10 protein-coding genes, 2 tRNA genes and 1 pseudogene are annotated in these 10,346 nt (G+C 64.3%); 7 read left to right on the forward strand and 6 right to left on the reverse strand.

Annotated elements, in window-relative coordinates; translation table 11 throughout:
- Positions 1–7: 7 nt before the first annotated feature.
- Positions 8–1,123, forward strand: coding sequence for a LacI family DNA-binding transcriptional regulator (locus B2994_RS02550; protein WP_291526832.1), 1,116 nt, complete (start codon positions 8–10; stop codon positions 1,121–1,123).
- A 135-nt stretch (positions 1,124–1,258) separates the two neighbouring features.
- On the opposite strand, the gene pgi is transcribed toward B2994_RS02550, so the two are convergent.
- The gene (pgi, locus tag B2994_RS02555; RefSeq protein ID WP_291526833.1) at positions 1,259–2,956 is read right to left on the reverse strand and encodes a glucose-6-phosphate isomerase; all 1,698 of its coding nucleotides are present in this window, start codon (positions 2,954–2,956) and stop codon (positions 1,259–1,261) included.
- A 161-nt stretch (positions 2,957–3,117) separates the two neighbouring features.
- Positions 3,118–4,251 (reverse strand): mannose-1-phosphate guanylyltransferase, encoded by a 1,134-nt coding sequence (locus B2994_RS02560; RefSeq protein WP_291526834.1) that lies wholly within the window; start codon positions 4,249–4,251, stop codon positions 3,118–3,120.
- Between the two features lie 99 nt (positions 4,252–4,350).
- On the opposite strand from B2994_RS02560, the gene B2994_RS02565 reads away from it, so the two are divergent.
- Both B2994_RS02565 and B2994_RS02570 read left to right on the forward strand, forming a co-directional pair.
- A tRNA-Thr gene (locus tag B2994_RS02565) sits at positions 4,351–4,426 on the forward strand.
- Positions 4,427–4,505: 79 nt separating this feature from the next.
- Positions 4,506–4,586: transfer RNA gene (locus B2994_RS02570), tRNA-Leu, on the forward strand.
- Between the two features lie 61 nt (positions 4,587–4,647).
- Here the strand turns inward: B2994_RS02570 and B2994_RS02575 are convergent.
- From B2994_RS02575 to B2994_RS02585, 3 genes are all read right to left on the reverse strand, one after another.
- Positions 4,648–5,346 (reverse strand): non-canonical purine NTP pyrophosphatase, encoded by a 699-nt coding sequence (locus B2994_RS02575; protein WP_291526846.1) that lies wholly within the window; start codon positions 5,344–5,346, stop codon positions 4,648–4,650.
- Positions 5,347–5,464: 118 nt separating this feature from the next.
- Positions 5,465–6,232, reverse strand: coding sequence for a ribonuclease PH (gene rph / locus B2994_RS02580; RefSeq protein ID WP_291526835.1), 768 nt, complete (start codon positions 6,230–6,232; stop codon positions 5,465–5,467).
- A gap of 61 nt (positions 6,233–6,293) precedes the next feature.
- Positions 6,294–6,926, reverse strand: coding sequence for a Pr6Pr family membrane protein (locus B2994_RS02585; RefSeq protein WP_291526836.1), 633 nt, complete (start codon positions 6,924–6,926; stop codon positions 6,294–6,296).
- 158 nt (positions 6,927–7,084) lie between these two features.
- Here B2994_RS02585 and B2994_RS02590 point away from each other — a divergent pair, with 158 nt between their 5' ends.
- A complete protein-coding gene (locus B2994_RS02590) occupies positions 7,085–8,416 on the forward strand; it encodes a nicotinate phosphoribosyltransferase (RefSeq protein ID WP_291526837.1) in 1,332 nt (443 codons plus the stop codon).
- Positions 8,417–8,508: 92 nt separating this feature from the next.
- A complete protein-coding gene (locus B2994_RS02595) occupies positions 8,509–8,937 on the forward strand; it encodes an HIT family protein (RefSeq protein ID WP_291526838.1) in 429 nt (142 codons plus the stop codon).
- A 124-nt stretch (positions 8,938–9,061) separates the two neighbouring features.
- Here the strand turns inward: B2994_RS02595 and B2994_RS02600 are convergent, their stop codons facing one another.
- On the reverse strand, positions 9,062–9,352 hold the full coding sequence (locus B2994_RS02600) for a DUF3039 domain-containing protein (protein ID WP_291526847.1): 291 nt from the start codon (positions 9,350–9,352) through the stop codon (positions 9,062–9,064).
- 155 nt (positions 9,353–9,507) lie between these two features.
- On the opposite strand from B2994_RS02600, the gene coaD reads away from it, so the two are divergent.
- Both coaD and B2994_RS02610 read left to right on the forward strand, forming a co-directional pair.
- Positions 9,508–10,002 (forward strand): pantetheine-phosphate adenylyltransferase, encoded by a 495-nt coding sequence (gene coaD / locus B2994_RS02605; RefSeq protein ID WP_291526839.1) that lies wholly within the window; start codon positions 9,508–9,510, stop codon positions 10,000–10,002.
- Positions 10,002–10,346, forward strand: a pseudogene (locus B2994_RS02610) (hypothetical protein); the annotation flags it as partial. The gene coaD and the pseudogene B2994_RS02610, both read left to right, overlap by 1 nt.

The raw sequence follows: 10,346 nt of genomic DNA on the forward strand, positions 1-10,346 counted from the left end.
GAGATATATGAACGGCGTCAACGGAAGACGCAACGGCGGCAAACGCCCATCCATGTTCGAGGTCGCCAAAATCGCCGGCGTATCCCATCAGACGGTATCGCGCGTGGTCAACAACTCCCCCGACGTCTCGGCCGCCACCCGGCTGAAAGTCGAGCAGGCCATCGCGCAGCTCGGATACCGGCGCTCCAACTCCGCGCGAGCCCTGGCCTCCAACCGGTCGCGCACCATCGGCCTGATCGCCAGCTCGATCAACTACTTCGGCCCCATCAACACGCTCGCCTCGATCGAAACCGGCATCCGCCGCCACGACATGTTCCTGTCGGTGGCGATCGTCCCCGAAGCCGAGTTCTCCAGCCATGGGTTCCGTTCGGCGTCCCGGAGCTTCAGCGAACAGGACGTGGACGCCTTCGTGTTCATCACCCCCACCGACGAGATGCTGCTCGCAGCGCTGCGCATGGATGCGGTGGTGCCGCGCGTGATCCTCACCTCCACCCACGGCGGCGTGTCCATCGCCGAAGCGGTGACGGCCACGGGCAACAGCCACATCGCCCTGATGGGCATCGACCAGAGTTCGGCCATGCACGACATCGCGGATCTGCTGGCCGGACTCGGCCACCGCCACGCGATGTACGTCCCGGGGCCGGACAATTGGCGCGACGCCGTCACCCGGCAGGTCTCCTGGACGCGTTACGCCAACGAGCTGTCCATCGCCACCCACTATCTTCACGACGCGTCCTGGGACGCCAACGACGCCTATCTGGCGGTGGGCTCCGCCATCGACGAATATCAGGCCGCCGGGGAGCCGCTGCCCACCGCCATCGTCGCAGCCAACGACAATCAGGCCGTGGGGGCGCTGCGGGCGCTGCACGAGCATGGCTTGCGCGTGCCGCAGGACGTCAGCGTGGTCGGTTTCGACGACATTCCCGGCGCCGACAACTATCTGCCGCCGCTGACCACGGTACGCCAGCGTTTCGGGGAACTGGGAATCGGGGCCGCCAAGCGTCTGCTGGCGCTGCTCGGCGAGATGGAGGCCCCGCAGTCCAATCATTCCGAGCATGGCGTCGATCTGGTGAAAGCCGATCTCATCGTCCGCGATTCGACCGGTCCGGCTCCGGCGCGCTGATACGCCGGCGGCCGGACACGCGCAGCCATCCGGCCGGTTTATGCCGTTGACGCCCCTCCCACAACCACATGTGCCTTCCCCGCAGCGTGCGGGGAAGGCACATTGTCATTTATTGCCGATTGGCGTTCCGACGAATCAGAACTCCCTGTGCTTGCGGTAGAACCTGATCAGAGACTGGGTGGAGGCATCCTGAGCGGCCAGGGCCTCGTCATCCTGGGAGATGGCGGGGGTGATCTGCTTGGCCAGCTGCTTGCCGAGCTCCACACCCCACTGATCGTAGGAATCCAATCCCCACACAGTGCCCTCGACCAGGGTGATGTGCTCATACAGGGCGATCAGCTCGCCGAGCGCGAACGGGGTCAGGGACACGCCGAGAATCGACGTGGTGGGCTTGTTGCCTTCGAACACACGGGCCGGAACGATCGGCTCCGGAGTGCCCTCGGCGCGCACCTCGTCGGCGGTCTTGCCGAACGCGAGGGCCTTGGTCTGGGCGAAGTAGTTGCCCAGGAACAGCTCGTGCACGTCCTGATCGCCGTCCTTGGCGGGGTTCGGGGTGTTGACGAAGGCGATGAAATCAGCCGGGATCAGCTGCGTGCCCTGGTGGATCAGCTGGTAGAAGGCATGCTGGCCGTTGGTGCCCGGCTCGCCCCAGAAGATCTCGCCGGTTTCGGTGGTGACGGGGGTGCCGTCCCAGCGGATGGACTTGCCGTTGGACTCCATGGTCAGCTGCTGCAGGTATGCCGGGAAGCGGTGCAGGTACTGGTCGTACGGCAGCACGGCGTGGGCGGCGACCTTGAAGAAGTTGCGATACCACACGTTCAGCAGGCCGAGCAGGGCGACCACGTTCTTCTCGAACGGGGTGTTGACGAAGTACTCGTCGATCTCGTGGAAGCCATGCAGGAACTCCTCGAAGCGGGCCGGGCCGAGCACCACGGCCAGCGAGGTGCCGACGGCGGAATCGACGGAATAGCGGCCGCCGACCCAGTTCCAGAAGCCGAAGGCGTTCTCCGGGTCGATGCCGAAGGCCTCGACCTTGTCGAGCGCGGTGGACACGGCGACGAAATGCTTCTTGATGGCGTCGGCGTTCTGGGCGTCGGAGCCGTCGATGGCACCGGCGGCCTTCAGTCCCTCAAGCAGCCAGGTGCGGGCCTCGCGGGCGTTGGTCAGGGTCTCCAACGTGGTGAAGGTCTTGGACACGATGATGAACAGAGTGGTCTGCGGATCAAGTCCCTTGGTCTTCTCGGCCAGATCGTTCGGATCGATGTTGGAGATGTAGCGGGCGGAGATGCCGGCGTCGGCGTACGGCTTCAGCGCCTCATAGGCCATGTTGGGGCCCAGGTCGGAACCACCGATGCCAATGTTGACGACGGTCGTGATCCGCTTGCCGGACACGCCCCTCCATTCGCCGGAACGGACCTTGTCGGCGAAGGCGTAGATCTTATCGAGGGTGTCACGCACATCCTTGACCGTGTCCTGTCCGTCGACGATGTACTTGCCCTCGTCCTCGACCGGGCGGCGCAGCGCGGTGTGGAGCACGGCGCGATCCTCGGTGTTGTTGATGTGCACGCCGGAGATCATCTGCTGGATGCGTTCGTCGAGCTTGACGTCCTTGGCCAGATTGGCGAACAGCTGCAGGGTTTCGGGCTTGATGAGGTTCTTGGAGAGGTCGAAGTGCAGATCGCCGGCGTCGAAGCTCAGCTTCTCGACGCGCTCCGGGTCCTCGGCGAACCACTGCTTGAGGCTGATTCCCTCGGCGTTGAGTTCGTCGTAATGCTTCTGCAGAGCGGCCCAGGCGGGGGTCTGGGTGGCGTCAACGGGCGGATTGATGGCCATATGTCGGTCCTTTCATATCTCGTGAAAACAAACACGTCGGCCGGTGAAACCAGCCATCATGCTGCTTCCTTCCAATAGCTAAGATACTCACAAAAGCGGACAGAACCGCACAGATGTGATGCGGCCGACACCCTCCGACCATTGCGGCGGAACCCAGCCGGTCACAACACGTCGACATGCCCGGATTCACGCACATGCGCCACCATGTCCTTAACCTCCTGGCTACGGGCGCGAGGTGCCACCAGCAGCACATCCGGGGTGTCCACCACCACCAGATCATCCACGCCCAGCAACGCGACCAGACGACCGGACCCGGGAACCACCACGTCCCCGGCGCAATCAAGACACGACACCCGCTCCGCATCTCCCGCGATCTTGACATTCGTGCGCGTCACACTTGGCAGCAAAGCGGCCAGCGAATTGAAATCACCGACATCATCCCAGCCAAAACCGCCCGGCACCACGGCCACGCCCCCGGCCAGCGACAACGGCTCCGCGATCGCATAGTCAACGGCGATTTTCTCCAGACCGGGCCAATACCGGTCCATCGCCACCAAACGGGCGTCGGGACCGTCCACCCACGCATCGGCGATGCGGTCGATCGTCTCGGCGAGCTCAGGCTTGAATTCACGCAGCCGGTCGAGCAGCACATCGGCGCGCATCACGAACATGCCGGCGTTCCAGCGATAGTCGCCCGTCGACAAGTACGCGAGCGCGGTGGCCGCATCCGGTTTCTCGACGAATCGCTCCACAATACGGGCATCCGGGGCGTCCGGGATCCGATCCGCCAACGACCGCCCCTGGCGGATATAGCCGAACGCCGTCGAAGGACGCGTGGCGGCAATGCCGATCGTGGTCACATAGCCGGCCCGCGCGGCGGCGATAGCCTGACGCACCGACTCGGCAAAGGCCCGATTGTCGCGAATCACATGGTCGGCCGCAAACGAACCGACGACGATATCGCGACCATGCCTCCTGGCAAGCACGGTCGTGGCCAGCGCAATGGCGGCCATGGAATCGCGCGGCACCGGTTCGGTGAACAGATTCTGCGGGCCCAGCTGCGGCAACTGCTCGCGCACGGCGGCCTCATGCTGCGCGCCCGTGGACACCACCACATGGCCGGCACCGGCCAACGGCGTCAGCCGATCAAACGTCGCCTGCAGCATGGACCGTCCGGACCCCAGCAAATCATAAAGAAACTTGGGGCACGCGGCGCGCGACAACGGCCACAGCCGCGTGCCCGTGCCGCCCGCAGGGATGATCGCATAGAAATCGTCAAACTCGCCGATGCTCATGACACCCATTTTCGCCGCACCGGGCCGATTCGACAAATCGAGAGCATACGGTACAATCATATTTTTGTGCACGGCTGGCGTATGCCCGCCGAGCCGAACGCCACTTTAGCTCAGTCGGTAGAGCGGCTCACTCGTAATGAGCAGGTCGTCAGTTCGATTCTGACAAGTGGCTCCAGCAGCACCCTAGGCGCACCGCTTCGCCGGCAAGCCTAGGGTTTTGCATATGAGGTCCGATCAACCGAGGCCCCGGGTTCGCGCGAGTGGCGGAATTGGTAGACGCGCAGGATTTAGGTTCCTGTGTCTTTGACGTGTGGGTTCAAGTCCCATCTCGCGCACTTCACGAAATGGCGAAGCCGCCGCAAGACAGTCGGCGGCCATTGAGCATCGAGCGGCCATCTATTTAAGCAGTGATTCCAGAGCGGGGACCAGGGCCCTGAGCGCCTTGCCCCTGTGGGAGATCGCATTCTTCTCGGCGGGGGTCATCTCAGCCGAGGTGAGCGGCTCGCCCTCATGGTCCGGGTCGTCGCTGGTACGCCCAGGCTGATCATCGGGCACGAAAATCGGGTCATAGCCGAAACCGCGCTCGCCACGCGGCCTGCGAATAACCATCCCCGGCATCTCGCCCAATTCAACCGTTTCGCGCGGCTCCGCGGCGCCTTCGGCATCGTCATCGCCGGAACCCTCACCCCGCGAGACGGCGGGAACCACCAGCGCGGCGGCGCAGCGGAAGCGGGCGGTGCGCCTGGCATCCGGAATGTCGTCAAGCTGAGCGAGCAGCAGCGCGTTGTTAGCCGCATCGTGGCCATGGGCCCCGGCCCATCGCGCCGACAGAATGCCCGGGGCGGCACCCATCACGTCCACCACCAGCCCCGAATCGTCGGCGATGGCCGGCAAACCGGTCTGCGCGGCGGCGGCACGGGCCTTGAGCAGCGCATTCTCCTCAAAGGTCACGCCCGTTTCCACAGGATCGTCCAGACCCAACGAACCGGCGGACTTCAACGAGATGCGCGCTGCATCCCCGCCAAGCCCCTCATCGAGGATCCTGCGGATCTCCACCAGCTTGCCCTCGTTATGCGTGGCCACCACCACGGTGATCGTATCGGACATCGTCACTCCCCTCGCCCATCTGCCAATTGCCTACCTGTTTGGCCTATTTGTTTGCCAATCGCGCTTGTTTGCCAATCGCACCGCGCCGCCGACGACGTCGACGGGCTCAGTCCTCGGACAGCGCCTTGCGCTGGGCTGCCTGCAATTCCCTATTGCCCTTGGCCGCAAGATCAAGCAGCACGTTGAGCTCGTCGCGGTCAAAGGGACGATGCTCGGCAGTGCCCTGAATCTCGATGAACTTGCCGGCCCCGGTCATCGCGACATTCATGTCGGTCATAGCCTGGCTGTCCTCGATATACGGCAGGTCCAGCATCGGCGTGCCGTTGATCACGCCAACCGACACCGCGGACACGCAGTCGTTCAGCACGCGGTCGGCGGAACGGATCAGACGCTTGCGCTCGGCCCAGTGCAGCGCGTCCACCAGAGCCACATACGCGCCGGTGATCGAAGCGGTGCGCGTACCGCCATCGGCCTGCAGCACATCGCAGTCGATCTGAATCTGGTTCTCCCCCAGCGCCTTCATATCCACCACGCCACGCAGGCAGCGGCCGATCAGACGGCTGATCTCATGCGTGCGACCGCCGATCCTGCCCTTCACCGACTCGCGATCGGTGCGCTCCGAGGTGGCCCGGGGCAGCATCGCATACTCCGCAGTCACCCAGCCGAGCCCGGAATCCTTGCGCCACCGCGGCACGCCGGCCGTGAACGTGGCCGTGCACATCACGCGCGTATTGCCACAGCAAATCAGCACCGAACCCTCCGGAGCGTCGGTGAAATGACGCTGGATCGACACCGGACGCAACTCATCGACCGTACGGCCGTCGGGACGCACCACCGTGCCCGAACCAGCCAGCAAATCCCTAATCTCCGCCATCACATACCTCCCTGACAGCCCTGACGACTTCCTTTCCGCACCCTAGCACCGGCACGGCACTTCACCCGAGCAGCGGACGCTTCGGCAGGATCTTGTCGATCAGGAACAGCACCAGCCCAAGCACAAAGAACACGGCAAGATACGTCACCACGTTCTCCCCGAGCCGCGCCCAGCCCAATGTGGCCAAATCCACAAACGAATACGGGTACATCTCGCCGGACGACAGCGGCTGATCGGTGAACACCGCCGCGCGAATCAGCACAAGCGCCAAATACACGGGGAAATACAGCAGCCAACTCAGCGTGTAATGCCACGCGAAGCGACGATGCTCGTCAAACAGCACAAAATCGGCAACGGCCATTATGGGGGCGATCACATGCACCATCGTCGGCGCGGGAATCCCGAGCACATACGCGGTGGACGGGCCCATCACCGCGGGAGGCAGCACAAGCCACGCCACCAGACCGGTGATCGCGATATACAACGTGATGCAGCCCTTCAGCCACGCCGGCGGCTGGACCCCCTTGATCAGGCTCGCCGCACCCGCCCACAGCATCACAAAACCAAGCACCATATTCGACTGGTTGGTGAAATACACCCAGTCCCATGGACGCGCGCCCGTCCACGTGGGATAGGTGCCCGCGATCGCAAAGAACGCAATGGCCAACCGGAAAACGCCCGCAACAAATCTCATAGCACTCACCCTAGCGGCATCCCTGACGGGGGCCGGACGGTCCAACACGCAGATGACCATACGTCAAACCGCCGCGGTCAGAGTACGCTGTTGGGCAACTGTGCAATAAGCCGACCCGACGGCCGGCGCACCGACGCATCAATCGAAAGAAGACTCATATGGGCGCTTACACCGATTACTCCCCGGCCCTCATGACCGACATGTACGAATACACCATGCTGGACGCATGCCTGAAAGACGGCACCGCCGACCGCCAATGCGTCTTCGAGATCTTCACCAGGCATCTGCCCGAAGGACGCCGCTACGGCGTGGTCGCCGGCGTCGGGCGCATCCTCGACGCCCTCGAGCACTTCCACCTGTCCGACGAGGACCTCAAATTCCTCGCCGACCGCCACGTCGTCTCGCCCGAAACCATCAAGTGGCTGGAGAACTACCACTTCTCCGGGTCGATCAGGGGCTACCGCGAAGGCGAAATGTTCTTCCCGAACTCCCCCATTCTGCAGGTGGAAGGCACCTTCGGCGAGTGCACGCTGCTGGAGACGCTGCTGCTGAGCATGCTCAACTACGATTCCGCGGTCGCCTCGGCCGCAAGCCGCATGGTGTCCGCGGCCAAAGACCGCCCCTGCATGGACATGGGCGGCCGCCGCACCAACGAATGGGCCGCCGTGGCAGCCGCGCGCGCCGCAGTGGTCGGCGGGTTCCAGGGCACCGCCAACCTGCTGGCCGCGCAGATCTATGGGCTCAAGGCCATCGGCACCGCCGCCCACTGCTTCACGCTGGTGCACGACGACGAACGCCAGGCCTTCGCCTCGCAGATCGCCGCGCTTGGAGAAAACACCACGCTGCTGGTCGACACCTACAACATCGAAGAGGCCGTGAAAACAGCCGTGGAGGTGGCCGGACCCCAGCTCGGCGGCGTGCGCATCGACTCCGGCGACCTCGCCTCCCTGGCCCAGCGCGTGCGCAACCAGCTCGACGCGCTCGGCGCCACCAACACCACCATCACCGTGACCAACGACCTCGACGAATACGCGCTGGCCGCCCTGCAGACCGCGCCCGTGGACTCCTACGGCGTGGGCACCATGCTGGTCACCGGTTCCGGCGCCCCCACCTGCGCCATGGTGTACAAGCTCACCGAGCGCGAGGGCGCGGACGGCGTGATGACCCCGGTCGCCAAGAAGAGCAAGGACAAGGCCACCGTCCCCGGCCGCAAACTCGCCTTCCGTTCATACGAATACGGTCTGGCCGACTGCGAGCATGTGATCTCCGGATCCGAGAGCAAACTCGCCGCCTACCGGAGCGACCCCGCATGGAAGAACCTGCTGGTGGATTACGTGGACCACGGCCAGATCGACTCCCGGTGGCAGGGTCACGACGCGATCATGACGGCGCACGAATACCGCGCCAAGGCCCTCGCCGAACTGCCGGTCACCGCGCAGTCCCTGATGAAGGGCGAGCCGGTGATCCCCACGCAGATCACCGTGCTCTGACAGGCCGCCCGGAAACGCTATGGCGCTACCGGGCGCCACCCCTCCTGACGTACACTGGTGAGCGTCATCACTCGACCATCAAAGGAGAACACATGAGTGAACACGAACCCTGCAGCTACTGCGACGAAGGCGCACTGCTCGACGAATTCGGCATTAAGATCATGGACCTGCCGGCGTCCAAGCTGGTGCTGTTCAAGGAGCAAAGCCACCCCGGTCGTGTGATCGTGGCCTCCAAGTTCCATGTCGGCGAGATCACCGAGCTCTCGCAAGAAGACCGCGCGGCCTTCTTCGAAGACGTCAACCGCGTCGCCGAGGCGGTGCACAAGCTGTTCAACCCCGACAAGGTCAACTACGGCGCCTACGGCGACACCGGCCGCCACCTGCACTTCCACCTGGTGCCGAAGTACCAGTCCGACCCGTTCGAATGGGGCAGCACCTTCGCCATGAACCCCAACCGCACATACCTCACCGCCGCCGAATACGACGAGATGATCGCCAAGTACCGCGAGGCGCTGTCCTGATCAGGCGGCTGCCACGCCAACGGTGACGACGGCCCGGCGTTCCTCTCATCGAGGCGCCGGGCCGTCGTCATATCTCCCGCGCTCATCCGCCGATATCGGGCATACCGGCGGCATATACGGGCACCTAGCGCGTCATCTCGTCATAGATGCGCTTGCAGTCGGGGCACACGGGGTATTGGCTGGGGTCATGCTTGGGCACCCACACCTTGCCGCAAAGCGCGACCACGGGACGGCCGGTCATTCTCGATTCGGCGATGCGTTCCTTCGACACGTAATGCGCGAAGCGATCCGCATCCCCGCCGTCATCCCTGTTGGTCTCCTCCTGCGTCTCCGGGCGCTCCAAAACAGCCGTGCCCGTACCCTGGTCGGGAGTGGACAGCGGCGCCAGCGGATCGGACAAATCATCATCGAACATGCTCATGACTCCATCATAGGCCGTACGCCGCGCCAAACGTCAGACGGCGCCAATGCCTCCCGTTCCCTCGCCGGCGCAAGGCGGGCCGAATCCCCATCGCCGCCAACTTGTTCATCGGCGGCGTTCTTTCGCCGGTGCGCGGTAGGCTGGGTCGTATGACAATCGCAGTATGCCCAGGTTCGTTCGATCCCGTCACCGCGGGACATTTGGACGTCATCGAACGTTGTGCCAAATTCTTTGACGAAGTTCACGTGGTGGTGGCCATCAATGCGGCGAAGACGCCGATGTTCTCCGTTGAAACGCGCACCGATGTGATCCGCCGCGCCCTCGACAAGGACGGCTTCCCCAACGTCAAGGTCGCGTCCACCAGCGGCCTGATCACCGAATACTGCCAGCAGGTTGGCGCGGAGGTAATCGTCAAGGGGCTGCGGCAGAACGGCGACTACGAAGCCGAACTGGGCATGGCGCTGGTGAATCGCAAGCTCGCCGGCATCGAAACGCTGTTCCTGCCGGCCAATCCGGTGCTCGAGCACATTTCCAGCTCGATCGTCAAGGATGTGGTTCGGCACGGCGGCGACGTCACCGGCATGGTTCCCAGCTGCGTCGTGACGATGCTCGAGGAAGCCGTGCGCAAGGAAAGGAGCCGCTGATGGCCAACGACCTGCCCACCACGCAGTTTTCCCCTCTTGATCCGACGCATTCGGAGCCTGCCGGCGGCGCCGCGAACGCCGATCAGGACGACGACACCGGCGAGGCGCGCACGATTGAGGTGAGTTCCATCGCCGACATCGACGCGCAGTCCTTCGCCCGGAACGACGGCACGAACGACGCCAAACCGGTTTCGCCGGCCACCGACGCCATACCGGCACCTCAGCCGCTGCCCTTCGCCCCGGTGGAGCATATCGAGCACGCGGCAAGCGCCCCGGCCCCGATCCCGACAGCATCACCAGCCCAGGCGGCGCCGGAACCCCCACGAGAGCCAGCCGAACCGGCC

The sequence above is a fragment of the Bifidobacterium sp. UBA744 genome, from assembly GCA_002298605.1.
Taxonomy (GTDB): Bacteria; Actinomycetota; Actinomycetes; order Actinomycetales; family Bifidobacteriaceae; genus Bifidobacterium.